The 25,224-nt window shown below is 64.0% G+C and carries 21 protein-coding genes and 5 pseudogenes; 14 read left to right on the top strand and 12 right to left on the bottom strand.

The annotated features are described in order from the left end of the window. Positions 1-51: 51 nt before the first annotated feature. From glnX to B586_RS02230, 3 genes are read left to right on the top strand one after another with little or no spacing between them, the layout of a single operon-like run. Entirely contained in the window at positions 52-1,371 is a 1,320-nt protein-coding gene (glnX, locus tag B586_RS02240) for a protein kinase G-activating protein GlnX (protein ID WP_047313726.1), read from the top strand. Then, positions 1,371-2,348, top strand: coding sequence for a glutamate ABC transporter substrate-binding protein (locus B586_RS02235; RefSeq protein ID WP_047313727.1), 978 nt, complete (start codon positions 1,371-1,373; stop codon positions 2,346-2,348). Before glnX ends, B586_RS02235 begins: the two co-directional genes overlap by 1 nt. Then, entirely contained in the window at positions 2,348-4,651 is a 2,304-nt protein-coding gene (locus B586_RS02230) for a serine/threonine-protein kinase PknG (protein WP_054878829.1), read from the top strand. The genes B586_RS02235 and B586_RS02230 overlap by 1 nt, the downstream gene beginning before the upstream one ends. A 78-nt stretch (positions 4,652-4,729) precedes the next feature. On the opposite strand, the pseudogene B586_RS02225 reads toward B586_RS02230, so the two are convergent. The 4 genes and pseudogenes from B586_RS02225 to fgd form a co-directional block, all read right to left on the bottom strand. Continuing rightward, a pseudogene (locus B586_RS02225) lies at positions 4,730-5,390 on the bottom strand (hypothetical protein). A gap of 177 nt (positions 5,391-5,567) precedes the next feature. Then, positions 5,568-6,737 (bottom strand): acetate kinase, encoded by a 1,170-nt coding sequence (locus B586_RS02220; RefSeq protein WP_054878830.1) that lies wholly within the window; start codon positions 6,735-6,737, stop codon positions 5,568-5,570. Next, positions 6,727-8,811 carry a phosphate acetyltransferase gene (pta, locus tag B586_RS02215; protein ID WP_054878831.1) on the bottom strand — a complete coding sequence of 695 codons (2,085 nt, stop codon included), beginning with the start codon at positions 8,809-8,811 and terminating at the stop codon, positions 6,727-6,729. The genes B586_RS02220 and pta overlap by 11 nt, the downstream gene beginning before the upstream one ends. Before the next feature lie 10 nt (positions 8,812-8,821). Next, positions 8,822-9,832: a glucose-6-phosphate dehydrogenase (coenzyme-F420) gene (fgd, locus tag B586_RS02210; protein ID WP_054878832.1), complete on the bottom strand. Its 1,011-nt coding sequence runs from the start codon at positions 9,830-9,832 to the stop codon at positions 8,822-8,824. 147 nt (positions 9,833-9,979) lie between these two features. Between fgd and B586_RS02205 the strand changes: the two genes are divergently transcribed. Further along, positions 9,980-10,735 carry an MBL fold metallo-hydrolase gene (locus B586_RS02205; protein ID WP_047313732.1) on the top strand — a complete coding sequence of 252 codons (756 nt, stop codon included), beginning with the start codon at positions 9,980-9,982 and terminating at the stop codon, positions 10,733-10,735. Between the two features lie 44 nt (positions 10,736-10,779). On the opposite strand, the gene B586_RS02200 is transcribed toward B586_RS02205, so the two are convergent. Next, the gene (locus B586_RS02200) at positions 10,780-11,151 is read right to left on the bottom strand and encodes a DUF3054 domain-containing protein (protein ID WP_047313733.1); all 372 of its coding nucleotides are present in this window, start codon (positions 11,149-11,151) and stop codon (positions 10,780-10,782) included. Positions 11,152-11,371: 220 nt separating this feature from the next. Here B586_RS02200 and B586_RS21760 point away from each other — a divergent pair. From B586_RS21760 to B586_RS02185, 5 genes and pseudogenes are all read left to right on the top strand, one after another. Next, positions 11,372-11,502: pseudogene (locus B586_RS21760) on the top strand (SDR family oxidoreductase); the annotation flags it as partial. A gap of 4 nt (positions 11,503-11,506) precedes the next feature. Beyond that, a complete protein-coding gene (locus tag B586_RS02195; RefSeq protein ID WP_054878833.1) occupies positions 11,507-12,694 on the top strand; it encodes an acyl-CoA dehydrogenase in 1,188 nt (395 codons plus the stop codon). A gap of 23 nt (positions 12,695-12,717) precedes the next feature. Beyond that, positions 12,718-12,863, top strand: a pseudogene (locus tag B586_RS20665) (D-alanyl-D-alanine carboxypeptidase); the annotation flags it as partial. A 2-nt stretch (positions 12,864-12,865) separates the two neighbouring features. Beyond that, positions 12,866-13,498, top strand: coding sequence for a hypothetical protein (locus B586_RS02190; protein WP_047313734.1), 633 nt, complete (start codon positions 12,866-12,868; stop codon positions 13,496-13,498). 69 nt (positions 13,499-13,567) lie between these two features. Beyond that, complete coding sequence (locus B586_RS02185) at positions 13,568-14,986, top strand: NAD(P)/FAD-dependent oxidoreductase (protein ID WP_054878834.1); 1,419 nt, start codon at positions 13,568-13,570, stop codon at positions 14,984-14,986. Between the two features lie 101 nt (positions 14,987-15,087). On the opposite strand, the pseudogene B586_RS02180 reads toward B586_RS02185, so the two are convergent. The 4 genes and pseudogenes from B586_RS02180 to B586_RS02170 form a co-directional block, all read right to left on the bottom strand. After that, positions 15,088-16,251: pseudogene (locus tag B586_RS02180) on the bottom strand (cytochrome P450). 178 nt (positions 16,252-16,429) lie between these two features. Then, positions 16,430-16,747: a DUF6545 domain-containing protein gene (locus B586_RS22665; protein WP_368859899.1), complete on the bottom strand. Its 318-nt coding sequence runs from the start codon at positions 16,745-16,747 to the stop codon at positions 16,430-16,432. A 355-nt stretch (positions 16,748-17,102) separates the two neighbouring features. Next, positions 17,103-18,323 carry an O-succinylhomoserine sulfhydrylase gene (locus B586_RS02175; protein ID WP_047313738.1) on the bottom strand — a complete coding sequence of 407 codons (1,221 nt, stop codon included), beginning with the start codon at positions 18,321-18,323 and terminating at the stop codon, positions 17,103-17,105. A gap of 22 nt (positions 18,324-18,345) precedes the next feature. Beyond that, the gene (locus B586_RS02170) at positions 18,346-18,789 is read right to left on the bottom strand and encodes a rhodanese-like domain-containing protein (RefSeq protein ID WP_047313739.1); all 444 of its coding nucleotides are present in this window, start codon (positions 18,787-18,789) and stop codon (positions 18,346-18,348) included. A gap of 182 nt (positions 18,790-18,971) precedes the next feature. Here B586_RS02170 and B586_RS02165 point away from each other — a divergent pair, with 182 nt between their 5' ends. Then, on the top strand, positions 18,972-19,499 hold the full coding sequence (locus B586_RS02165; RefSeq protein ID WP_082607711.1) for a GNAT family N-acetyltransferase: 528 nt from the start codon (positions 18,972-18,974) through the stop codon (positions 19,497-19,499). Between the two features lie 23 nt (positions 19,500-19,522). Here the strand turns inward: B586_RS02165 and B586_RS21755 are convergent. After that, positions 19,523-19,630, bottom strand: a pseudogene (locus B586_RS21755) (hypothetical protein); the annotation flags it as partial. A gap of 433 nt (positions 19,631-20,063) precedes the next feature. Between B586_RS21755 and B586_RS02160 the strand changes: the two are divergent. Together B586_RS02160 and B586_RS02155 are read left to right on the top strand one after the other, a co-directional pair. Next, entirely contained in the window at positions 20,064-20,375 is a 312-nt protein-coding gene (locus B586_RS02160; RefSeq protein WP_047313740.1) for a PE family protein, read from the top strand. Positions 20,376-20,377: 2 nt separating this feature from the next. Next, entirely contained in the window at positions 20,378-21,652 is a 1,275-nt protein-coding gene (locus B586_RS02155) for a PPE family protein (RefSeq protein WP_054878837.1), read from the top strand. 21 nt (positions 21,653-21,673) lie between these two features. Here the strand turns inward: B586_RS02155 and B586_RS02150 are convergent, their stop codons facing one another. Continuing rightward, the gene (locus B586_RS02150) at positions 21,674-22,312 is read right to left on the bottom strand and encodes a PaaI family thioesterase (RefSeq protein ID WP_276012038.1); all 639 of its coding nucleotides are present in this window, start codon (positions 22,310-22,312) and stop codon (positions 21,674-21,676) included. Positions 22,313-22,326: 14 nt separating this feature from the next. After that, a complete protein-coding gene (locus B586_RS02145) occupies positions 22,327-23,625 on the bottom strand; it encodes an adenylosuccinate synthase (RefSeq protein WP_047313743.1) in 1,299 nt (432 codons plus the stop codon). Positions 23,626-23,726: 101 nt separating this feature from the next. Between B586_RS02145 and B586_RS02140 the strand changes: the two genes are divergently transcribed. Both B586_RS02140 and B586_RS02135 read left to right on the top strand, forming a co-directional pair. Beyond that, positions 23,727-24,416 carry a diacylglycerol kinase catalytic domain-containing protein gene (locus tag B586_RS02140; protein WP_054878838.1) on the top strand — a complete coding sequence of 230 codons (690 nt, stop codon included), beginning with the start codon at positions 23,727-23,729 and terminating at the stop codon, positions 24,414-24,416. Positions 24,417-24,473: 57 nt separating this feature from the next. After that, complete coding sequence (locus tag B586_RS02135; protein WP_156166314.1) at positions 24,474-25,205, top strand: site-2 protease family protein; 732 nt, start codon at positions 24,474-24,476, stop codon at positions 25,203-25,205. Positions 25,206-25,224: the final 19 nt, after the last annotated feature.

Below are 25,224 nucleotides of genomic sequence, written 5' to 3'. Positions count from 1 at the left end.
AGGTTCGAGACGGCCAACACAAGATGCCGAAAGAATGGGGTCGGAGCAGACGTGACGGTTGAGCTGGCGCACCCGTCGACCGAGCCGCTAGGGTCTCGGTCGCCGGCCGAACCGGCCCATCCCCGCTGGTGGTTCGTCTCGACCACACCGGGCCGCATCTTGACTATCGGCATCGTTTTGGCAGCTCTGGGCGGCCTCAGCGCGTTCGCCACCTCGACGACCATCAACCACCGGCAGCAAGTGCTGACTACCGTGCTGAGCCACACCGAGCCGCTGTCGTTCGCCGCTGGACGGCTTTACACCACGTTGTCAGTTGCCGACGCCGCGGCGGCTACCGCGTTCATCGCCCAAGCTGAACCGCGCACCGTCCGGCTGCGTTACGAAGAGGCCATCACCGACGCCGCGGTGGCGGTGACCCGGGCGTCGGCCGGACTGACCGACGCCCGGCTGGTGGAATTGCTGGGCCGGATCAACGCCGAACTGGCCGTCTACACCGGGTTGATCGAGATCGCCCGCACCAATAACCGGGAAGGCAACCCGGTCGGGTCGTCGTACCTGTCGGAGGCATCGGGGCTGATGCAATCGACAATCCTGCCCGCAGCACAAGAGCTCTACCGGGAGACGTCGAACCGGGTAGATAGCGAAACCACCGCATCGACTCAAATTCCGCTCCCGGTGATTCTCATCGTCGCCACCACCGTGGTCTTCGGTGCGTTATCCCACCGCTGGTTGGCCCGGCGCACGAGACGCCGGATCAACCCCGGTCTCGTGGTGGGTGCGCTCTGCATCCTCGTCATGGTGATGTGGGTCGGAACCGCGTTGACGATTTCCACGACCGCCAGCCGTAGCGCCAAAGACACCGCGGCCGAGTCACTGAGAACCGTTACCAACGTCGAGATCACCGCTCAGCAAGCGCGAGCTGACGAGACGCTGTCGCTGATCCGGCACGGCGATGACGAGAGCCGGAGGAAGGCGTTCTACACCCGCATCGACACCATGCACCAAGAGATCAGCCAATACTTGTCCCGCAGCGACGCCGTCGACAAGGAAGACCTGCAAGGCGTCGACCAGCTGCTGGTCCGCTGGCGGCAGGCGAATGATCGGATGAACTCCTACATCTCGGTAGGTAACTATCGGGCCGCCACCAAGGTCGCGCTGGGTAGCGGTGAGGACGACTCCACCCCCGCGTTCGACAAACTCGACGACGAGTTGGTCAAGACGATGGACCAAAGCCGCACCCGCTTGCGCCAGGACGTCCTGAGTGCGCGCAGTGGGTTATCCGGCGCCCAGATCGGTGGCATGGTGCTCAGCCTGGGCGCCGCCATCGCGGTCGCCCTCGGCCTGTGGCCGCGGCTGAAGGAGTATCGGTGATGCCGCGCCAGCCCAGGATCCAGCGAGCCTGCAGTGTGCTCGGCACGGCGATGGTGCTGGCCGCTTGCAGCCATGCGGAGCCCCTGATAGTGGCCACCGTGCCGACCCTGCCGCCACCCACACCGGTCGGCATGGAGCAAGTGCCGCCGGAACCCCCGCCGCCGCGCGACAACACCGAGGAAGACTGCAACCCCACCGCCAGCCTGCGCCCCTTCCCCACCAAGGCCGAAGCTGACGCTGCGGTAGCCGAGATCCGCGCCCGCGGCCGACTGATCGTCGGGCTCGACATCGGTAGCAACCTGTTCAGCTTCCGCGACCCGATCACCGGCGAAATCACCGGATTCGACGTCGACATCGCCGGCGAGGTAGCGCGCGACATCTTCGGCACCCCATCACATATCGAGTACCGCATCCTGTCGACCACAGAGCGCATCACCGCGCTGCAGAAATCGGAGGTCGACATCGTCGTCAAGACGATGACGATCACCTGCGAGCGACGCAAGCTAGTGAACTTCTCCACCGTCTACCTCGACGCCAACCAGCGCATCCTCGCCCCGCGTGACTCACCAATCACCAAGCCGTCCGACCTGTCCAACAAACGAGTCTGCGTGACACGGGGCACTACCTCGCTGCACCAGGTCCGCGAGATCACACCACCGCCGATCATCGTGTCGGCGGAAAACTGGGCTGACTGCCTGGTGGCAATGCAGCAGCGGGAGATCGACGCCATCAGCACCGACGACTCGATCCTGGCCGGGCTGGTCGAGGAAGACCCCTACTTGCACATCGTCGGGCCCAATATGGCCACCCAGCCCTATGGCATAGGGATCAACTTGGACAACACCACGCTGGTCCGGTTCGTCAACGGCACACTAGAGCGCATCCGCAGGGACGGCACCTGGAACACGTTGTACCGCAAGTGGTTAACGGTCCTCGGGCCGGCGCCGGCCCCGCCCATACCGAGGTATGTGGATTGATGGCCGAGTCCATGAAGAAAGAACACATCGACCCCGACACCGAAGACGTGGGCCCGGCCACCCAGCGGGCAGACCTGCCGTCCGGCGCAACGGAAGGGCGCCCACAGGCCACCCAGGCGGTATTCCGGCCCGATTTCGACGACGACGATGACCTTCCGCATATCTCTGTCCCCAGCGTGGACACCGAGCCGCAAGACCGGATAACGCCGGCGACCAGGACGCTACCGCCGATCAGACAGCTCGGCGGCGGACTCGTGGAGATCCGCCGGGTGCGCGATATCGATCCGCTTGAGGCCTTGATGACCAATCCGGTGGTGCCGGAATCCAAGCGGTTCTGCTGGAACTGCGGACGGCCGGTCGGCCGGTCCGACTCGGAGGGCCAGGCGGCTGAGGGGACTCAAGGGGCTAAGGAGGGCTGGTGCCCCTACTGCGGCAGTCCGTATTCGTTCCTACCCCAGCTGGGGCCCGGAGACATCGTCGCCGGTCAGTACGAGGTCAAGGGCTGCATCGCGCACGGCGGGTTGGGCTGGGTCTACCTAGCGCTCGACCACAACGTCAACGACCGGCCGGTGGTGCTCAAGGGCCTGGTGCACTCCGGTGACGCCGAGGCGCAGGCGATCGCGATGGCCGAACGGCAATTCCTCGCCGAGGTGGTGCACCCGCAGATCGTTCAGATCTTCAACTTTGTCCAGCACAAAGACACACACGGGGATCCGGTCGGCTACATCGTCATGGAATACATCGGCGGGCAATCGCTGAAACGGGGCTCAAAGAAGGGCAAGGGCGAGAAACTGCCGGTCGCCGAGGCGATCGCCTACCTGCTGGAAATCCTGCCCGCGCTGAGCTATCTGCATTCCATCGGCTTGGTCTACAACGACCTGAAGCCGGAGAACATCATGCTCACCGAAGAGCAACTCAAACTGATTGACCTAGGCGCGGTGTCGCGGATCAACTCGTTCGGCTACCTCTACGGCACACCCGGCTATCAGGCGCCCGAGATCGTGCGGACCGGTCCGACGGTGGCCACCGACATCTACACCGTGGGCCGCACGCTCGCGGCGCTCACGTTGAACCTGCGCACCCGCAACGGCCGCTACGTGGACGGGCTGCCCGAAGACGATCCGGTGTTGACCACCTACGACTCTTTTGCCCGGTTGCTGTGCCGCGCCATCGACCCCGATCCACGGCGCCGCTTCAGCTCCGCGGAGGAGATGTCCGCGCAGCTGATGGGTGTGTTGCGGGAGGTGGTTGCCCAAGACACTGGGGTGCCGCGGGCCGGCCTGTCGACCATCTTCAGCCCGAGCCGCTCGACATTCGGCGTGGACCTGCTGGTCGCCCACACCGACGTGTATTTGGACGGCCGGGTGCATTCGGAGAAGCTCACCGCCAAGGAGATCGTGACGGCGCTGCAGGTTCCGCTGGTTGATCCGACCGACGTGGCCGCCCCGGTGCTGCAGGCGACGGTGCTCTCCCAGCCGGTGCAGACACTGGACTCGCTGCGTGCAGCCCGGCACGGTGCTCTGGACGCGCAGGGTATCGACTTGACCGAGTCGGTTGAGCTGCCACTGATGGAAGTCCGTGCGCTGCTGGACCTGGGCGATGTGGCCAAGGCCACCCGGAAACTCGACGACCTGGCCGATCGGGTCGGCTGGCAGTGGCGGTTGGTCTGGTATCGCGCCGTCGCCGAGCTCCTCACCGGCGACTACGACTCGGCCACCAAACATTTCACCGAGGTGCTGGACACCTTTCCCGGTGAGCTGGCACCCAAGCTCGCGCTGGCCGCCACCGCCGAGCTGGCCGGCGAGTCCGACGAGCACAAGTTCTACCGGACGGTGTGGCACACCAACGACGGCGTGATCTCAGCGGCTTTCGGACTGGCCAGATTCCAGTCGGCCGAAGGCGATCGAACCGGCGCCGTGCGCACTCTTGATGAAGTGCCGCCTACCTCGCGCCATTTCACCACCGCCCGCCTGACCAGTGCGGTGACCCTGCTGTCCGGCCGGTCCACCAGCGAAATCACCGAGCAGCAGATCCGCGACGCCGCCCGGCGAGTGGAGGCGCTGCCGCCCACCGAACCACGTGTGCTGCAGATCCGCGCTCTGGTATTGGGAGGCGCGATGGACTGGCTAGCCAATAACGAGGCCAGCACCAATCACATCCTCGGTTTTCCGTTCACGAAACACGGATTGCGACTAGGTGTCGAGGCGTCGCTGCGCAGCCTGGCCCGGATCGCGCCCACCCAACGGCACCGCTACACCCTGGTGGACATGGCCAACAAGGTGCGGCCCACCAGTACGTTCTAGTGCTCGAGGTTTCATCGACTGTGCGTCTAGGGATTCGACACGCCGATGAGCTCCACCCTTGGCGCACAGTCAAAGCCGTCAGCGCACACTCGATGCCGCCAGCGCAGCCCGGACCCGACCGACGATGTGGGCGGGGCGGTCCTCCGCGACGACCCGGACGATGATCCACCCCATCCGCTCCAGCGTTTCCAGCCGGCGAATGTCTTTGACGTATTGCCGACGGTCGGTCCGATGTTGATCGCCGTCATATTCCACCGCGACCATGCACTCCGCCCAGCCTAAATCGAGGTAGGCGAATGGCATTCCGTCCACCCCGAGCACCGGGATCTGGGTCTGCGGTCTAGGCAGACCAGCGTCGATGAGAAGCAGCCGCAAGTAGCTTTCTCGGGGCGATTGCGCGCCCGCGTCGACCAGCTCCAGCGCGGCCTCCAGCCGACGCAGTCCCGGCGAGCGGGGGTGGCACTTGGCGATGCGCAGCACGTCATCGACCTTGAAACCCGTTGCCCGGGCGAGCGCGTCCAACCGAGCAACCGCCGAGCGGACTGCCCCGCGCCTGCCGATATCGAACGCGGTCCGTCGAGACCACAGCCAGGCGGCAGAGATGCGCAGCTCAAGTGAAGCCTCAACGTCGTTCGCTAGGTAGACATTCGCCGAACACCGCGCGATAGCGGGTCCGCAGTTGATGCCGACTCAGCGTTCCCGACGCCAGCGCCTCGCTGCCGATGAACGGTTGCCCCATATCCCGCATGGCCCGAACAATCGCACAACAACCGCATGCCACGACTTCGCCTATGCACAGGGCTTCGAGTGTGCGTCCACGGCGGGAAAATCGCCGAAATTCCACCCTTAGCGCACAGTGAACGCCGTGAACGCACACTCAGCAAAAGCCCACCGCCGCTGCTGCGTCCTGGGATTCCTATGACCCGGCCAGCACATGCATGCAGTCGCGCGCAATGGCCAGTTCTTCATTGGTTGGCACCACCAGCACAGCAATCGGTGAGGCGTCCGTGGAAATGCGAGCAATCTGCCCCGTTCCGGCGCTGAGGTTACGGCGCTGGTCAAGCACGATGCCCAGTTCCCCGATGCCGGTCAACGCATCGCGACGCACTGTCGCGTCATTTTCACCGATCCCTGCGGTGAAGCTCACCACGTCGGTGTGCCCCAGCACCGCCAGGTAGGCTCCAATGTACTTACGTAACCGGTGAATAAACACGTCGTATGCCAATTGTGCTGAGTTATCACCTGATTCGATCATCGCGTGTAGTCGCCGAAAGTCACGCTCCCCTGCCAGACCTACCAGCCCCGACCGGTGATTGAGCATGGAGTCGATCTCGTCGACACCCATCTGGGCGCTGCGCCACAGGTAGCTGACAACGCTGGGGTCTATATCACCGCTGCGGGTGCCCATCACCAAACCCTCCAGCGGCGTCAGGCCCATGGACGTGTCAAGTGGCCGACCGCCGGCGATCGCCGAGGCCGAGGCACCGTTACCCAGGTGCAGCACAATCTGATTCAGACTGTGGTACGACCGCTCCAGGAAGGCAGCGGCCTGCTCACTTACGTACCGATGAGACGTGCCATGGAATCCATAGCGGCGAATTTGCCATCGCTCGGCCAGCCGACGATCGATGGCGTAGGCCGCGGCCGCTGATGGTAGGTCATGAAAGAAAGCGGTGTCGAACACCGCGATGTGCGGAATGTCGGGCAGCAACTTCCGTGCCACCTCGATTCCTTTCACCGCGGGCGGATTATGTAGCGGGGCCAGCGTCGACAGCTTCTTAAGCTCAGCGACAACCACATCATCCAGCAGTGTCGGATGATGGAACTCGTTGCCACCATGCACCACCCGATGCCCAACCGCCGCCAGGTCAGCAGTCTGTAAGTTACTGCCAGCCTCGGTCAATTGCTTGAAAGCCAACCGCAGTGCGGCTTGGTGGTCGGCGACCGGGGAGGATTCTTCGCCGATCCGCTCGATGTGGCCGGACGCCCGCGATACACCCGCATCGGGTTCGACCAGTTGATATTTGAGCGACGACGAGCCGGAGTTAATCACCAGCACAAGACGGGCCCGGGTTTCAGTAGTCATGGATACCCTGCGCCTGGATAGCGGTGATGGCCACGGTGTTGACGATGTCCTCGACCGAAGCACCCCGGGACAGGTCATTGACCGGCCTACGCAACCCTTGCAGCACCGGACCAATCGCGATCGCCCCGGCGGTCCGCTGCACCGCCTTGTACGTGTTGTTGCCGGTGTTCAGATCGGGAAAGATCAGTACCGTCGCGTGACCGGCCACCGGCGAATCACGCATCTTGGTAGCCGCAACCGAGGGCTCCACGGCGGCGTCGTACTGGATGGGCCCCTCGACCGCCAACTGCGGATCCCGAATGCGCACCAACTCCGTTGCGGCCCTGACCTTGTCGACGTCAGCCCCGCTGCCTGAATCACCGGTCGAGTAGGACAGCATTGCTACTCGCGGCTCAATGCCAAACTGTGCCGCGGTGCGCGCTGAGCAGATCGCGATATCGGCGAGCTGTTCGGGTGTCGGGTTTGGGACGATCGCACAGTCACCGTATGCCAGCACCCGATCGGGCAGGCACATCATGAAAATGCTGGACACCGTGGAGACGCCGGGAACCGTTCTGATGATCTCAAACGCTGGGCGAACAGTGTGCGCGGTGGTGTGGGCGGCGCCGGATACCATGCCGTCGACCATGCGGTTGAACACCAGCATGGTGCCGAAATACGAGAAGTCGTGCATAATCTCGCGGGCCCGCTCGACGGTGATTCCCGATGTCTTGCGCAACTGAGCGTACTGGTCGGCGAACTGGTGGCGCAATTCGCTAACGTGCGGGTTGATCACCTTCACGCCGTCCAGGTCGACTCCGAGTTCTGCTGAGCGCAAGCGGATTTGGGCCTCATCACCCAGGATGGTCAGGTCGGCGACATGGCGCTGAAGTAGGCGGCCGGCAGATTTGAGGATGCGGTCGTCGTCGCCTTCGGGAAGAACGATGTGCTTGCGATCCGAACGTGCTTGTTGCTGCAGGCGATAGGTGAACATCTGTGGTGTGGTAACAGTCGGGATCGGGATGGCAAGCTGGGCCAACAGGTCCGCGACATCAACGTGGCGGTCCATCAGTGCCAGTGCCGTATCGATCTTGCGCTGCGCGGTTGCCGTGAGCCGGCCGCGAGCCGAAGCGGCCGCGCTAGCCGTCTCGTAGGTACCCAGTGCGGTGGCGATGATCGGCAACCTCAACCGCAGCCCCGAGACCAGCGCCGCGATCGACGGATGCAGTTCGAACCCACCGTTGAGAATGATGCACGAAAGCGCCGGAAACCCTTCGGCGGCATGGGCACTGGTGACGGCGAGCACCACATCGGAGCGGTCGCCGGGGGTAATGACCGCTATCCCGTCATGCAGCCGTTCCAGCACATGGTCGACGGTCATCCCGGCAACCAGCACGTCGGTGACTTCACGGTCCCACAGCGGCGCGTCACCGCTGATGGGCGTCCCGGTCACGGCCGTCTTCAGTTCGGTCACCGTCGGCGCCGACAGCAGCGGCTCGTCGGGCAGCACATAGCTGCGCGGGACGAAGGTGCGCAGTGCCTCGCGCACGTCCTCGAGTTGTGCCGGGTTGCACCGATTCGCCACCACCGCCGCGGCGTGGGCGCGCTGGGCGGCCAGCTCTCCCAAGCACACACCGACAACATCGACGACGTCGTCGGGGCTGCGGCCTTTGGCGCTCACCGCAAGCAGCATCGGTGCGCCGAGATTGACCGCGATGCGGGCGTTGACCGAAAGCTCGGTGGGAGTGGCCCCCACTCCCAGGTCGGTGTAGTCGCTGCCGACGATCACGACGGCGTCGCATGCCTCGGCCATGGCGTGATACGCGTCAACAATGTCGACGATCGCGGCGTCGGTGTCGGCGTGCAGCTGTTGGTAGGTCACGCCGACGCATTGTTGGTAGGGCAAGCCCGCGGTGGTATGAGCCAGCAGCAGCTCCAGGATGTAGTCGCGTGCATCATCGGCCCGGGTGATCGGCCGGAACACACCGACTTTGGCGACCGTGGCGGAAAGTCGGTGCAGGATCCCCAGCGCGATCGTCGCCTTGCCCGACGCCGGTTCGGGCGCGGCGATGTAGATCGCAGATTCGGCGGCCACCCGCCCGCCTTCAGTCCAGCCGCCGCAGCCTGGGCGCCAGATCCGTCTCAAACAGCTCGAGGAACCGGCGCTGGTCATGACCGGGCGCATGGAACACCAGATGGTTGAGGCCCCACGTCACGTATTGACCAACCTTTTCTACGGCTTCGTCGGGGTCCGACGCCACGATCCAGCGCTTGGCAACCTGTTCGATCGGCAGTGCGTCGGCGGCCTTCTCCATCTCGATCGGGTCGTCAATGCTGTGCTTCTGCTCGGCGGTCAGCGACAGCGGCGCCCAGAACCGGGTGTTCGACAGCGCCAGCTCGGGGTCGGGGTCGTAGGACATCTTGATTTCGATCATCTTGTCGATGTCGTCGGCGTTTCGGTCCGCCGCTGCTGCACCTTGTAGGACGGCGGGCATCAGCTTTTCGGTGTACAGCTCCTCACCCTTGCCGGAGGTGCAGATGAAGCCGTCGCCGGCGCGGCCCGCATATTTGGCCACCGCCGGGCCGCCCGCGGCAATGTAGATCGGCACGCCGCCTTCGGGTACGTCGTAAATCGAGGCGCCTTTGAGCTGGTAGTAGTCGCCATCGAAGTCGACGCGGTCACCGCGCCACAGCTCTCGCATCAGCCGCACGGACTCACGCAGCCGAGCGAACCGCTCCTTGAACTCCGGCCAAACACCCTGATACCCGGTGGCGATCTCGTTCAGCGCCTCACCGGTGCCAACTCCGAGGAAGACCCGGTCCGGGTAGAGGCAGCCCATGGTGGCAAAGGCCTGCGCGATGACGGCAGGGTTGTAGCGAAACGTCGGGGTGAGCACCGAGGTGCCCAGCAGAATCCGGTTGGTGCGCTCACCGACTGCAGTCATCCACGACAGCGAGAATGGCGCATGCCCGCCCTGGTGGCGCCACGGCTGGAAATGGTCACTGACGGTGGCGCTGTCCATCCCGTGAGCTTCGGCGGCAACCGCGAGTTCGACCAGCTCACGCGGTGCGAATTGTTCAGCTGACGCCTTATATCCAAGTCTCAGTTCAGCCACTCGTTCTTTCTACTCCTCGCGGCGATCGCAAGCGCGGCCGAGCCGGGCGCTGGGGGTCGCCACGCATCGGACCCGTGGCGATCGCAAGCGCGGCCGAGCCGGGCCGGGCGCAGCGGGTCGCCACGCATCGGATTTAGACTCTCGGGCATGGCAGCGGCGACACTCTTCCAGGTCACCGACTCGGTGCATTTTGCGCGCGGCGACGCGGTGAATTGGGCGCTGGTTACCGACGACACCGGCGTCATGTTGATCGACGCCGGCTATCCCGGCGACCGCGAAGACGTGCTGACCTCACTGCGCCAGCTTGGCTATGAGGCCGGCGATGTGCGCGCTATTCTGTTGACCCACGCGCACATCGACCATATGGGTTCGGCGATCTGGTTCGCCAGCGAACACCGCACTCCGGTGTACTGCCATGCCGACGAGGTGGGCCACACCAAACGGGAGTACTTAGAACAGATCTCGCTGCTCGATATCGCGATGCGCATGTGGCGACCGCGGTGGGCGATCTGGTCCGTTCACGTGCTTCGCAACGGCGGCCTGGTCCGCGACGGTATCCCGACCGCCCAGCCACTGACCGCGGAGACGGCCGCCGGGCTGCCGGGTCACCCGATGGCTATTTTCACTCCAGGACACACCGGCGGGCATTGTTCGTATGTCGTCGACGGCGTGCTGATCAGCGGTGACGCACTAATCACCGGCCATCCGCTGCTGCGTCACCGTGGACCGCAGCTACTGCCGGCGGTGTTCAGCCATAGCCAGCAGCAGTGTCTGCGCAGCCTGGACGCGCTGGGCCTGCTGGAAACCCACATCCTGGCGCCTGGCCACGGCGAGCTATGGCGCGGCCCTATCCGCGAGGCCACCGAAGCGGCGTTGAAACGAGCCGGAGTGCCGACACACTGAGTGATGCTGGGAATTGATATCGCATGCGATATCAATTCCCAGCATCAGGCGTCAGTGCGACGCCTCAGAACCAGCCCAACGGCGGCCCGCCAACCAAGCAACAATGCCGCGGTAACCGACGCGGCTACCACCACGAAACTCGCTGCCACACCCGCGGAACTGGCTTTGCGCAACGCCATGCCGACCACCACGGTGCACAGCCAGACAACGACGCCGGTGGGGACGACAGCCGTAGGCCGCCGCCAGCCGCGAGACGCCAGCCACCCGATAACCGTTCCGGTGAGAAACGGCCACGAGGTCGCCGCGACGCCGGTGACAGTAAGCCCTTCGGCGTGACTGCGGCGCCCGACAGCGCAAAACACCAGCACGGCGACGATATCGGTGGCTAGCCATGCCAGCACGCGCCGCGGTCGCATGCAGCGAGACTACGCGACTCCTTGACCCCGCCGCGGCGGTGAACCTAGATTCGTCGGCAATGAGCACCGATTCGCACGCACGGCTAGCGGTGGTGACCGGCGCCGGATCGGGTATCGGCAAGGCAATAGCGCTGGCGTTCGCCGCACAGGGCGGCCGGTCGGGACCGCACCGATTCAATTCATCAACGCCACACCCGAGTTCGCAGCCACGGTGGTGGCTATCAACCCGTTCCGCCGGCTGGCCCGGCCCGAGGAGGTCACCGCCCCGATGCTGTATTCGCATCCGACACCGCATCGTTTATTACCGGCCAGGTGATCAGCGTCAGCGGTGGCTTAACAATGGCAGGCTGACCCTATGAGCACACAAGTACCGCCCGCTTTCGACCGATATGACCCGCTGGGCCTCGACGCATCTCTGTCCAGCGACGAGATCGCGGTGCGCGACACGGTCAGAAAGTTTTGCGCAGAGCATGTCACCCCATACGTCGCCGACTGGTTCGAGGCCGGCGAGCTTCCGGTCGCGCGCGAACTCGCAAAGCAGTTCGGCGAACTCGGGCTGCTCGGCATGCACTTGCACGGCTACGGATGTGGCGGTGCCTCGGCCGTGCACTATGGCCTGGCCTGTGTCGAACTGGAGGCCGCCGACTCCGGCATTAGGTCGATGATCTCGGTGCAGGGCTCGCTGGCGATGTTCGCGATCTGGAACAACGGGTCCGAGGAGCAAAAGCGGCGGTGGCTGCCTGCGATGGCGGCCGGTGCCCTGCTCGGCTGCTTCGGGTTGACCGAGCCCGACGTCGGATCCGATCCCGCCGCGATGAAAACCCGGGCGCGGCGCGACGGCTCGGATTGGGTAATCAACGGTCGCAAGATGTGGATCACCAACGGCTCGGTCGCCGATGTCGCGATCGTGTGGGCCGCCACCGACGAGGGGATTCGAGGCTTCATTGTGCCCACCGACACGCCAGGATTCACCGCCAACACCATCCACCACAAGCTCTCGCTGCGGGCGTCGATCACCAGCGAGCTGGTGCTCGACGACGTTCGCCTGCCCGCCGATGCGATGTTGCCCGAGGCACGGGGTCTCAGAGGGCCGTTGTCCTGCCTGTCGGAGGCGCGCTACGGGATTATCTGGGGGGCAATGGGCGCGGCGCGGTCGGCCTGGCAAGCCGCGCTCGACTATGCGACGCAGCGCACCCAGTTCGGTCGTCCGATCGCCGGATTTCAGCTGACCCAGGCAAAACTCGTTGACATGGCGATTGAACTGCACAAGGGTCAGCTGTTGTCGCTGCACCTCGGCCGCCTCAAGGACAGCGTCGGGCTGCGTCCCGAGCAGGTCAGCTTCGGCAAACTCAACAACACGCGTGAGGCCATCAAAATCTGCCGAACAGCTCGAACAATATTGGGCGGCAACGGGATATCGCTCGAGTACCCGGTCATCCGGCACATGGTCAATCTGGAATCGGTGCTGACCTACGAGGGCACACCCGAGATGCATCAGCTGGTGCTGGGGCAGGCTTTCACGGGTAGCGACGCCTTCCGCTAACGCTGCCGGTGGGCGCGGTGACCGTTGCGATCGCCGTCGCGGTCACCTACACCCCCGAGGCCTTCGACCAGCGGGGCAACCACAGCAACGAAGCTGACATACTGTTCTGCAAGATCGGTGCCCGGTGGTACCGAACGATGCATCACCGATGATGCCACCAGGGAGATAGCCATGGGAGTTATCACACATCGGATCGCTATCCTCATCGCCGCGTGCGGTCTGTCTTTGGTGGCTGCGGTCGAGATGCCCACGGCCGCTGCCGATCCCACCGCCACCCTGCCCCCGATGACATCCACCGGCAGTGGACCAATCATCGGTGGCGGAGGCGCCGCAGCGGAGCAGCAGATGTCACAGCAACTGAAAAGCCTCGGCGATGCCAATGTCCAAGAGGTTGACGGCTCGGACGCAGCTCAATTCATCACGGCTGCAGCCGCTGTCGCCAACCGTGACCTCGCCTCCCCCTTCATGTCATTGCAGCGAGCGTTGGGATGCCAACAGAACAACGCGGGGTTCGGGGCACGTGCCTACCGACGGACCGACGGGCAGTGGGGAGGCGCGATGCTGGTCATCACCAAGAGCTCGTTCCCCAACGTCGACGCCCTGACCGCCTGCGCCAAGTCCAGTTGGCGTCGAGCCACGGCGGGCGGGCTCAATTCGATGTGCAACAGCGGCTGGGCCTACCCCCCTCCGGCGCTAAGTAACCGCGGCGCTGAGACCTACTACGTCTTGCTCGCCGGCACCGCCTCAGACTTCTGCAGTGCGCTCAACGGCAACTACCGGAACAATGCCTCCGGGTGGCCGTAGGCAAGGATAGCGGGTCAGTGGAGTCGTACGGTGTAACCCAGAGACTCGAAGGACCGGAAAAGGAGAAGCATGTCGCGCCCATCCAGCGAGCCCTCGGCTGTCACTAGTCACCACCGCGTCGTCATCATCGGAAGCGGATTTGGCGGCCTGAATGCGGCCAAGGCGCTCAACCGGACCGACGTTGACATCACCCTCATCTCGAAGACAACCACTCATCTGTTCCAGCCGCTGCTGTATCAAGTGGCCACCGGGATCTTGTCCGAAGGAGATATCGCCCCGACCACCCGGCTGATCCTGCGTAAACAAAAGAATGTCCGGGTGCTGCTGGGTGAGGTCAACGCCATCGACCTGAACGCGAAGACGGTCACATCGAAATTGATCGACATGGAGACGGTAACACCCTACGACAGCCTCATCGTGGCCGCCGGCGCGCAGCAGTCGTACTTCGGCAACGACGAGTTCGCCACCTTCGCGCCCGGCATGAAGACCATCGACGATGCCCTGGAGCTGCGCGGTCGCATCCTCGGCGCGTTCGAGGCCGCCGAGGTCGCCACCGATCCGGCCGAGCGGGAACGCCGGCTGACGTTCGTGGTCGTCGGCGCCGGACCGACCGGCGTCGAGGTGGCCGGACAGATCGTCGAACTCGCCGAACGAACTCTGGCTGGGGCATTTCGGACCATTACGCCCAGTCAGTGCCGGGTGGTCTTGCTCGACGCCGCGCCCTTGGTGCTGCCGCCGATGGGAGAAAAGCTGGGTAACAAGGCGCAGCGCCGGCTGGAAAAGATGGATGTCGAAGTCCAGCTCAACGCGACGGTGACCGCCGTCGACTACAAAGGCATCACCATCAAAGATAAGGGCGGCGGTGAACGCCGCATCGAATGCGCGTGCAAGGTGTGGGCCGCGGGCGTGGCCGCCAGCCCGCTGGGCAAGATGATCGCCGAGCAGTCCGATGGCACCGAAATCGACCGCGCCGGACGGGTGATCGTGGAGCCCGACCTCACCGTCAAGGGACACCCGCACGTCTTTGTGATCGGCGATCAGATGTCGGTGCCCGGTGTACCGGGAATGGCGCAGGGGGCGATTCAGGGGGCGCACTACGCCACCACAGTGATCAAGCACGCGGTGAAAGGCCACGACGATCCGGCCAATCGTAAGCCGTTCAAGTATTTCAACAAGGGCAGCATGGCGACGATCTCCCGATACAGCGCGGTCGCGCAGGTCGGCAAGTTGGAGTTCGCCGGCTTCATCGCTTGGTTGGCGTGGCTGGTGCTGCACCTGTACTACCTGATCGGCCATCGGAACCGGATCGCCGCCCTGTTCGCCTGGGGGATCTCCTTCTTGGGTCGCACTCGCGGCCAGATGGCCATTACCAGTCAGATGATCTACGCCAGACTGGTCATGAACTGGATGGAGCAACACACGCAGGCGCAAGGCGTTCTTGCCGCCGCCGAAGAAGCCGAACACGCCGAACAATCGGCCGCCGGCTAACGGTCGCCGGGTTCCAGCGTGACGAATAGTTTTGTCCTACAGGGTATCCCAGTCATATCCGCCGCGCCGTAGGCGCTTTTCCCCCGAGTTAACGCGAAGGATCAGGGGCGACGGTGAAGGCGTAGGCGCAGATCCTTGGGTTTGAGTGACACTGTCTCTGACACCTGAAGTTGGTAACCCGGGTATGGCTCCAAGGTGAATTGGTGCAGAATCATCGCTAGCGTCAGCAGGATTTCATGGAGGGCGAACTGCCTGCCGATGCATGCCCGCGAACCGGTGCCGAACGGCTTGTAAATGCGGGGTGGTAGTTTGCGGATGTTCTCGGGGAGAAATCGGTCTGGGTTGAACTGGTCGGCATCGTCTCCCCAGGGGCGGTCACGGTGGGCTGCTACTAGGAAGACAAATACCCGATCCCCCGCTGTGAATCGGTAACGTCCTTCCCCGAGCGTGGTGTCGGTCTTGGCCTATCGGAAATACCCTGGTGCAATTGGCCATATGCGCAGCGTCTCGTCAACGATCCGGCGTAGATAGCGCAGTTTGGCAACGTCATCGAACGATACCTCGGGGATGTCCCGGCCTGGCCAGCGCTGGTCCACCTCGGCACGTGCTGCGGCAGCCATGCCCGGATTGGTCGAGAGGTAGTGCAGTGCAAAGGCGATAGTGTTGGCGGACGTTTCACTACCGGCGATGAGCAAGGTCATAACCTGGTTGACGATGTTGGCCTCATCTAGGCGTTCGCCTGTGTCGGGATCTGTTTCGTGCAGCATGATATCGAGCATGTCTTTGGCGGCATCGTCGCGACTATCGCTGTTGCGGCGAGCCTCGATGATGGCAGCGACCTGCTCGCGCAGGTATTGCGTGTCGCGTTGGTGCTGGTTGCGGCCGCGCCGGCCCAGCAGCTGCTCATAGAGAGGAAGGGCGTCGGTACGAACTTTGCCTATTGCGTACTTCAGCCCACGCAAGAAGGCTGTGTTGAACGGGCTTTCGCTGGTGTCGCTCAGCTTGGTGAAGGAATACCCTAAGCCGGCGCGCGCCACCATCTCGGTGGTCAGACGATTGGCCTCGCCTGGGATGTCCACCCAAGTCCCGTCGGCGGCATGCTGCGACCAGGTACTGACTAATTCGCCGGCAGTGTCCAGCATGCTGGCGTGGTAGGACGCCATGGCGGCTTTCGTGAATGCGGGCATCAGGATGTTATGCGCTTTACTCCAATTGGGTTCATCATTGAAGGCGGTAAACAGCCCGTCACCGGCGAGCGATCGCATGTTCAGCAGCACATGCCCGACGTGTTTTTCCCATCGTCAACGATGCCGCCATAGGCGTCCATTTCTCTGGCTGTTCCCATAACGGGTTCTCTGAAATTCAAAGTGAGAAGGTCGCCCATGACGGGTAGCCGGAACCGTGGACGCGGCAGGACAGAGGCGTGGGGGCTGGTTTTGGTCATCATGAACCACCTACTCTTTCAGGATGTTCCGGGATGGGTTGATGAATCGCGGCCTGGGCACTCGGCCACCATTGACAAAGTTGTATCAGCTCCGCTGTCTCTTGGCCAAGGTCGGTCGCGCATGACATGCGGACCATCGCTGCGTCTATCGGCTCTGGTCTAGCCCCAGTTCCTTTCGCGTGGACCGCTTTAGCGATCTGCAACGCCTGGATAGCTGCGTCACGCTGACCGGTGGGCACCACGTATCGGTCGACAAACCGAGCTTCCTCCTCCAGGGAGATCTCACGAAAGTAGGGCCTTAGAAACAGATAAGGCATCGCGTATTTCAATGATGGTCTGGTGCAGTTCCAAGACCGTCTTTTGGCGACTGGTCGAGGCGGGCTTCCATTCAAATACACTTTCAGGAACGACAGCCGTCAGGGTCTCCGAAGTCCCTGACGGGTATGCCAGGCGCGGCTGGTCCCGTCGAGGCCAGCGCGGGCACGCAGTTGACCCGACAGCAGGGACCGCGGCCAGCGCGTAGAACGAGTGACTGCCAGAAGCAATGGCGGCTGTTTACTGCAATCAGGAAGCTGACAATGTGACTGTTATGCACCCCACTGAGCTGCTCAAAGAACGTGACGCCCCGGTCTCCTGACGCCCAACCGCGCGCTGAACCCGTATAGCACGCGACTAGCTCAGAGCCTGATCGATATCAGCGATCAAATCGTCGGTGTCTTCCAGGCCGACGGAGATGCGGACGACACCGTCCCCGAGCCCAATCGCAGCGCGGCCCTCCGGGCCCATCGCCCGGTGCGTGGTGGTCGCGGGGTGGGTGATAAGCGATTTAGCGTCGCCGAGGTTGTTGGAAATATCGATCAACCGCAGCTTGTCGAGTACCTCGAAAGCCCGTTGCTTAGCGGCGTTCTCCGGCGAGTTAAGCGCAAAGGTCACCACCGTCCCACCGCCCGACATCTGGCGTTTCGCCAGGTCGTACTGCGGGTGCGACACCAGAAAGGGATAGCGCACCCAACTCACCGCCGGATGCCGCTGCAAAAACTCCGCAATCCGGTGCGCCGAAGAATTACAGTGCTCAACCCGAATAGCAAGCGTCTCAAGACCTTTCAGCAATATCCAGGCATTGAAAGCGCTCATCGCTGGGCCGGTGTGGCGCATCAACTTTTGTACCGGACCGTCGATATACTCCCGGTCGCCCAGAATGGCGCCACCCAGCACCCGCCCCTGACCGTCGATGTGCTTAGTACCGGAGTAGACCACCACATCAGCCCCGAGCGGAAAGCCTTGCTGCAGCAGTGGTGTAGCAAAAACGTTGTCCAGTACAACTTTTGCTCCAGTGGCGTGGGCCAGCTCAGTCACTGCGGCGATATCTACCAGCGACTGCATCGGATTCGATGGCGTCTCAAAGAACACCGCTTGAGTTGGCACCGAGAGCGCTTGCTCCCATTGCGCGAGGTCGTCGCCGTCGACGAAGACGGTCTCGACACCCCATCGCGGCAGAATCTCATTGCACACCACGAAACATGACCCAAACAGGCTGCGCGCGGCGACCAACCGGTCACCGGCGGCCAGCAGCGCACCTAGCGAAGTGAACACCGCGGCCATACCGCTCGCGGTGGCGAACGCCGCCGGGGCTCCCTCGATCAGGCGCAACCGTTCCTCGAACATCGTCACGGTGGGGTTGCCGTAACGCGAGTACACAAAGTGGTCCAGCTCGCCGGTGAACGACTTTTCCGCAACGGCCGCTGACTCGTAGACGTAGCCAGACGTCAAATACATCGCCTCGGCGGTTTCTTCGAACTGAGACCGTAACAGGCCCCCGCGCACGCCCATGGTTGCCTGGCTGATGCCGTCCGGCAGCGCCTTGGGCGTGCGAACAGAGCCGTCGTCGGTCATGTGCGCCGCTCCTCATCGCGGATCATAGCTGCTTCCACGGCAATCCAACTGCCCGCCAACCGGTTTCACCGCGGTAACCGTCCGCATTGAGATGGCCCTCGAAGCCATCCAGCACGTTGTACGACGGCGCGATCCCCGCCTCGGTCGCGACCTGCGCGGCGCCAATAGAACGGTTACCCGAACGACACAGGAACACCACCGGACGCTCCCCCTGCTCGACGTCCGCAGGCGGGATCCGCTCCTGCAACTCAGCGAGGAAATTCTCGTTTGGCTGCCCGTCAGATGTGTTCCATTCGATGTACACCACCTCACGGCCCAGACTCGACATGTCGGGCACCCCGACGAACCGCCATTCGGCGTCGGTGCGCACATCGACCAACACCGCGTGCGGATTGTCGCTGAGCATCTTCCATGCCTGCAGTGGTGTGATGTCTCCTGCGTAGGGACGGTTCATCTCTCTGCTCATAGGTGCTTTACCTGGTACTTTCCACCCTCTAAGGGTTCCTGATAGCAACGCCTGAGAACCACCCCCCAGTGATCCCGAGAAGGCAAACCCGTCACTGAGCATATCCACGGCGCGTCGCGTCGTCCTGCCTGGCGGCGGGTCAATCCCGATCCGCCGTTGACATTACGATGCAGGTCGTGGTGATGCAGTCAGGGCCGGTCGGCGACGTCGAGTTGCGCGGCGGCAGTGTGATGTTGCGGCGTTCGACCACTAGCGATGCACCGACCTTTCACCAAGCTTTGAGCACTGCCGAGGTGGCCCGGTGGTGGGACGGTGGCTGGCCGGATCCCGAAGGTGATCTGGCCAAACCCGATCACCAGATCATGACAATCGTCGCTGATGGCGAAGTAGTGGGCATGATTCAGTGGCATGAGGTATGCGCCCCGATTGTTCGGTTCGCGGGCATCGACATGTTCATTCACCCCGACTATCACCGTCGGGGTTACGGCAGCGATGCGCTGCGCACCTTGCTGCGCTGGCTGTTCACTGATATCGGCCATCACCGGGTGACGATCGACCCGGCGCTGGATAACGTCGCCGCGATTCGTTGTTATGAGCAGGTGGGATTCCGGCGAGTGGGTGTGCTGCAGCAGTACGAGCGCACCCCTCAGGGTGGGTATCGCGATGGCCTGTTGATGGAACTGCTTGCGTGTGACTTCGGCACGGAATAGGTGAGTGCCACGTATTCCAGACGCCCGGAGCGGACCATGATGGTGTCCACCGGAACGCCCAAAATGGCCCGGGCCTGCAGCTCGAACGCCAACAACCGCTGAGCACGCAGTGCCACCCAGGCGCTCTTGGCCGCGTCGGCAGCGGCAGTACTCAGCTGCTGGTCAAGCCGTCAGTCACCAGCTCACCCTCTCGCTCGGCCGATTAAGTCCCGCAGCCGGGGCAAACGTGCATGTTGGTCACGGATAGGGGCGCTTGGCGCGGGACTGGTGGCGTTCCCAACCGACGCTAACGAAGCGGCCCGCATAAGAGAAAGCCGCGTCTCGGCTCATTTTTTGTATTTTTGTGCAACTCTGCTGAAGTCTCCCTCTTTCTGTGCCGGCGAGGAGGTAAAGGCCAGTGAGTGACTAGTGATGACTCAGCCAAGCGATCCGCAACGTGGTTTGCGTTTCGATATCCGATCCCGTCCTGGCTCGGTGTTCGAGCCGGCTAAAACCCCAGCACCGAAAACCCGCTAACCGAAGGGAGGCCCGTCGCGGATCTGAAAGTTCGTTAAGGAGAAGTTCATGTCCTTCGTGACGACACAACCGGAAATGTTGAGTACGGCCGCAAGCGATTTGGCGAGCATCGGCTCGGCGATGAACGCGCTCAAGGCGGCCGCGGCCGGTCTGACAACCGAGGTGGCACCCGCCGCCGCCGACGAGGTGTCGGCACTGACAGCGGCGCGGTTCACTAGCCACGGCCAGCTGTATCAGATGGTTAGCGCTCAAGCTGCCGCGATTCACGACCAGTTTGTGGCCATGCTGGCATGTAACGCGGGCTCATATGCGGACACCGAGGCTGCCAACGCGGTCGCCGTCGGCCTGGGAGGGGGCTAGCCATGCTGGATTTCGGGGCGCTGCCCCCGGAAATCAATTCCGGCAGAATTTATTCCGGCCCCGGCTCGGGGCCGCTGGTGGCCGCGGCGACAGCCTGGCAGAAGCTGGCAACGGAACTGAACTCGACTGCAGCTTCTTACGACTCGGTGATTTCTGGGCTCATCAGCCAGCAATGGCGGGGTCCCTCGTCGCTGTCGATGGCGGCCGCGGCGGCCCCCTACGTGGCGTGGATGAGAACTACCGCCGCTCAGGCTGAGCAAGCCGCTGCCCAGGCGCTGGCTGCGGCGAGCGCCTACGAGGCGGCCTACTCGACAACAGTGCCCCCGGCGGCAATCGCGGCCAACCGCAGCATGGTGACCTCGCTGATCCAGACCAATATCCTGGGCCAAAACACGCCGGCAATCGCGACCGTCGAAGCCCAATACGGCGAAATGTGGGCGCAGGATATCGCCGCAATGGACAGCTACGCGGGCTCCTCGGCAGCTGCCTCGGAGTTGACGCCGTTCACCTCGCCACCGCAGACCAGCGACCCGGCGGCGCTGGCGAGCCAAGCGGTGACACCGGCGGCCGCGGCAGCGGCCGCCGCGGCACCGACGCTAGACGTGACGGACTTGCCTCTTCTGGCGGATCTTGACCTTCTGGTGCTCGCAGCTGTGGCTGTTTCGCTTGGCAGCATGGGCATAGCGGCAGCGCAGTTCACCGAGTCCACTCGCCACGACGAAGTCGATGAGCAGCAAAAAGCTCAGGCTCTTGAGCAGAACCCGCCGGCTGCCGGCGGGGAATCGCCGGTGGCGAAGGCTCCTTCCCTGCCGTTGAATAGCCCATCGGTAGCCGCGGTTACCGGTCGAGCCGCCACGGTCGGCGGGCTTTCGGTGCCCCAGACCTGGGCCGTTCCACCGGCGGTACGCCGAATCGCGGCGATGTTGCCCAGCACCACCCCCCCGATAATCGTGCAAGACGACTCGGACAACCCCTATACCGGCATCGCGTTGGCGAGTTTGGTCGGCAGCGGCATGGCCGGTCTTGCGGTCCGGGGCGGCGCCCCGTCGACCCCCGCGGCGACGACCCCGGCTGGGGGCCACTCGGCCGGCGCAGCCGCAGCGGCAGCGCGGCCAGCGGCACCGAACACACCCGCGGCCCCCGCAGCGGCCGCCGGGTTGGCCATACCCGGCTTACCGGAGGGTTTGCCGCCCGGCGTCGTGGCGAACCTGGCCGCCACCCTGGCGGCCATACCGGGGGCGACCATCATCGTGGTGCCGCCGTCACAGAACCAATAATTGGCCGGCTAAACGTCCACCTTAGGGCTGCCCGGCGAGTAACCGCACCATCAGGCCGTTGCCTTCGGCCAGCAGTATCCCATCGGCGTCGACCAGTTCTGCGGACACAAACGCCTTGCGCCCCTCGGTGCTGGTGACTCGTCCCCGCATCACCAACAGCGCATCGACCGGGGTGACCTGGCGGTAGTCCACGTGCAAGAAAGCCGTCCGGCTGATCGGCCGTCCAGCGGCATGCGAGATCATGCCGAACATATGGTCAAACACCAGCGGCAGCACACCGCCATGCACCGCGTGGTTGCCCCCGACGTGAAATCGGGTGAAATATCCGGTCATTTCGACACCGTCGGGGCCGTATCGGGTCAACGTCCAGGGCGGCAGCAGCAGACTGCCCATGCCAGGCATGTCCGGCGTCCGCCCTGCCGGCGCGTTGCCTTCATCGGCGGCAAACGGGCCCAGCAACTCAACCAGCGCCGCGGCGCGGTCGGCGGCGTCGTCCCATACCTCGTCGCTGGGGTCAGCGGACACGGCCAGGTCCTGCAAGCGGCGCATGGTTGCCACGAATCGGCGAAAACCCGCACCCGGGTTAGCCGGCCCGTATTCGGGAAAGCCGCCGTGGTGTTGGTATTCGGGGTCTTCAGGAGGTAGGTCTTCGGGGCGCAGGAACGAGTAGTGAGTCACGGGCGGCCCTGCAGAACGTCGCGACGCACAATAGTCTGATCTCGTCCCGGACCGACCCCGATGCACGAAACCTGTGCCCCGGCAAGCTCTTCCAGCCTCAATACGTAGTCGCGCGCTTTGGCGGGCAGGTCCTCGAATTCCCGTGCTGCCGAGATGTCTTCCCACCAGCCCGGCAGCTCCTCATAGATCGGCTCGGCACGGGCGAGATCGCTTTGGGTCATCGGCATGTCGTGGGTGCGCACGCCGTCGATCTGATAGCCAACGCAGACCGGCACCGTTTCCAAGCTGGACAGCACGTCAAGCTTGGTCAGGAAGTAGTCGGTGATCCCGTTGACCCGAGTGGCGTAGCGGGCGATCACGGCATCGAACCACCCGCAGCGCCGCCGTCGTCCCGTTGTCACGCCGATCTCGCCGCCGGTCTTGGCCAAGTATTCGCCGTTCTCGTCGAACAGCTCGGTGGGGAACGGACCGGAGCCCACCCGAGTGGTGTAGGCCTTGAGGATGCCCAGCACGGTGCCGATCCGGGTCGGGCCGATACCGGAGCCCACCGCCGCGCCGCCCGCCGTCGGATTCGACGACGTCACATACGGGTAGGTGCCGTGATCAACGTCGAGCAAGGTACCTTGCGAGCCTTCCAGCAACACCGTCTCGCCGGCCTCGAGGGCCGCGTTGAGCAGCAGCCGGGTGTCGGCGATGCGATGCCGAAACTGCTGCGCCTGCTGTAGCAGCGTCTCGACAACCTGAGCCGGGTCCAACGCCTTGCGGTTGTAGATCTTGACCAACACCTGGTTTTTGAACTCGAGCGCGGCCTCGATCTTGTGGGTCAGCTCCTCGGGGTCTAAGACATCGGCGACCCGTATCCCCATGCGGGCGATCTTGTCCTGGTAGCAGGGCCCGATGCCGCGGCCGGTAGTGCCGATCTTCTTGCTGCCCATGTAACGCTCGGTGACCTTGTCGATGGCCACGTGGTAGGGCATCAGCAGGTGCGCATCGGCGGAAATCAGCAGCTGGGAGGTGTCGACATCGCGGTCTGCCAGGCCTTGCAGTTCGCTGAGCAGCACACCGGGATCCACCACCACACCATTGCCGATGACGTTGGTGACCCCCGGCGTCAGCACCCCCGACGGAATCAGATGCAGTGCGAAGTTCTCGCCGGTAGGCAAGACGACGGTGTGCCCGGCGTTATTGCCACCCTGATAGCGCACCACCCACTGCACCCGGCCACCGAGCAGGTCTGTGGCCTTACCTTTGCCCTCGTCACCCCACTGGGCGCCGATGAGGACGATTGCCGGCATGACTTGCTCCCACCTAATCCCGCGTGTTTACGCCTGTTTACGCCTGCTTATTGTGGTCCAGCCGGTGATCAACCCTAGCCCAGCGGTTTACGAGGAGCGTCTTGAACACGGCCGATAGCGCCCCCAGCGTGGCGGTGTTGCTGTTCGGCGACGACCGAACCCGACAACGATGGAACGCCCTGACCGCGCTGTCCACCCACCGAGCCGATGGTCCCGACGACATTGTCGCCATCGACGCGGCGATCGGCCGGTACCGCCGACTGGTTGTCGTTGGCGGCGACGGCGACCTGGCTGCGGTGCTGGGCCGGCTGTTGCGCGCCGACCGGCTCGACATTGAGGTGGCTTACGTGCCGCGCCACCGCACCGCGGCGACCCGGGTCTATCACCTTCCGGCCGGGCGCCGAGCGGCGCGACGCGCTCGCCGCGGTCCCGCCACGCGGGTGCCGCTGATCCGCGACGAGACCGGGTCGGTGATCGTGGGCAAGGCCGATTGGTTGCCGGTCGACGACCGGCAACCGCTGCACGGTGAGGCAGTCGTTGATGACATCCCGCTGTTCGACGGCGATGTCGCCGGCGTGCGCATTGCGCCGACGCTGGCCATGCCGGGCTTGCGAGCCAGGTTGCATGGCCCGCGAACTGGCCTCGGTATCTGGCGCCGGTGGCTCACTGGCCGCGCGGTGCAGCTGGGCAGCACCGGTGTCGCCGTGGTCCGTGACGGTGTCCCAGCGGGCCGTCCGGCGCGCCGATCGACGCTCTACCGCAACGTCGAAGGCTGGCTGCTGGTCCGGTAGTTTCGACCGGTGAGTTCTCCCGCTCGGCACGAATCGGTGCGACCTAGCCCGATCTTTATGGCCCTGATCGGACTGACCGCCGTCGGGGGTGTGCTGGCGTGGCTCGCCGGGGCGAGCGTGCGGCCACTGGCATATGCCGGGGTGTTCATCTTCGTGATCGCCGGCTGGTTGGTGTCGCTGTGTTTGCACGAATTCGGGCACGCGCTGACGGCCTGGCGATTCGGTGACCACGATGTCGCAGTGCGCGGCTACCTGACGCTGGATCCGCGGCGCTACAGCCATCCGGCGCTCTCACTGCTGGTACCAATGTTGTTCATCGTGCTGGGCGGGATCGGCCTGCCGGGTGCCGCCGTGTACTTGCGGACCTGGTTCATGACGCCTACCCGCCGCACCCTGGTCAGCTTGGCGGGCCCGGCGGCCAACCTTGTGTTGGCGGTGCTGCTGCTAGTGCTGATCCGGGTGTACTACGACCCTGCGCACACAGTCTTGTGGGCAGGGGTGGCGTTCCTGGGCCTTCTTCAGATCATGGCGGTCGTGCTGAACCTGCTGCCGATCCCGGGCCTGGACGGTTACGACGCCTTAGAGCCCCACCTGAGTCCTGAGACCCAGCGTGCGGTGGCACCGGCAAAGCAGTACGCCGTGTTCATTCTGCTGTTCCTCGTGCTGGCACCGGGCCTGAACCAGTTCCTCTTCGTGATCGTGGACTGGCTCTTCGACTTGTCTGGTGTGCCCCACTGGCTGGCGGCTGTGGGCAATGCGTTGACCCGCTTCTGGAGCCGCTGGTTCTAACGCTTGCAATACATGCGTT

The sequence above is a fragment of the Mycobacterium haemophilum DSM 44634 genome (assembly GCF_000340435.2).
Classification (GTDB): Bacteria; Actinomycetota; Actinomycetes; order Mycobacteriales; family Mycobacteriaceae; genus Mycobacterium; species Mycobacterium haemophilum.
Note: the sequence above shows the minus strand (reverse complement) of the source record. Positions and strands in the feature narration are given on the sequence as shown.

Coding starts and splice junctions, on each gene's coding strand:
- B586_RS02135 (WP_156166314.1), top strand. CDS start 24,474: ATGGCCCTGATCGGACTGACCGCCGTCGGGGGTGTGCTGGCGTGGCTC.
- B586_RS02235 (WP_047313727.1), top strand. CDS start 1,371: ATGCCGCGCCAGCCCAGGATCCAGCGAGCCTGCAGTGTGCTCGGCACG.
- B586_RS02170 (WP_047313739.1), bottom strand. CDS start 18,789: ATGAGCAGAGAGATGAACCGTCCCTACGCAGGAGACATCACACCACTG.
- B586_RS02230 (WP_054878829.1), top strand. CDS start 2,348: ATGGCCGAGTCCATGAAGAAAGAACACATCGACCCCGACACCGAAGAC.
- B586_RS02200 (WP_047313733.1), bottom strand. CDS start 11,151: ATGCGACCGCGGCGCGTGCTGGCATGGCTAGCCACCGATATCGTCGCC.
- B586_RS02160 (WP_047313740.1), top strand. CDS start 20,064: ATGTCCTTCGTGACGACACAACCGGAAATGTTGAGTACGGCCGCAAGC.
- B586_RS02175 (WP_047313738.1), bottom strand. CDS start 18,323: ATGACCGACGACGGCTCTGTTCGCACGCCCAAGGCGCTGCCGGACGGC.
- B586_RS02195 (WP_054878833.1), top strand. CDS start 11,507: ATGAGCACACAAGTACCGCCCGCTTTCGACCGATATGACCCGCTGGGC.
- B586_RS02220 (WP_054878830.1), bottom strand. CDS start 6,737: ATGACTACTGAAACCCGGGCCCGTCTTGTGCTGGTGATTAACTCCGGC.
- B586_RS02165 (WP_082607711.1), top strand. CDS start 18,972: ATGCAGTCAGGGCCGGTCGGCGACGTCGAGTTGCGCGGCGGCAGTGTG.
- B586_RS02145 (WP_047313743.1), bottom strand. CDS start 23,625: ATGCCGGCAATCGTCCTCATCGGCGCCCAGTGGGGTGACGAGGGCAAA.
- B586_RS02155 (WP_054878837.1), top strand. CDS start 20,378: ATGCTGGATTTCGGGGCGCTGCCCCCGGAAATCAATTCCGGCAGAATT.
- B586_RS02185 (WP_054878834.1), top strand. CDS start 13,568: ATGTCGCGCCCATCCAGCGAGCCCTCGGCTGTCACTAGTCACCACCGC.
- B586_RS02205 (WP_047313732.1), top strand. CDS start 9,980: ATGGCAGCGGCGACACTCTTCCAGGTCACCGACTCGGTGCATTTTGCG.
- B586_RS22665 (WP_368859899.1), bottom strand. CDS start 16,747: ATGCCTTATCTGTTTCTAAGGCCCTACTTTCGTGAGATCTCCCTGGAG.
- B586_RS02190 (WP_047313734.1), top strand. CDS start 12,866: ATGGGAGTTATCACACATCGGATCGCTATCCTCATCGCCGCGTGCGGT.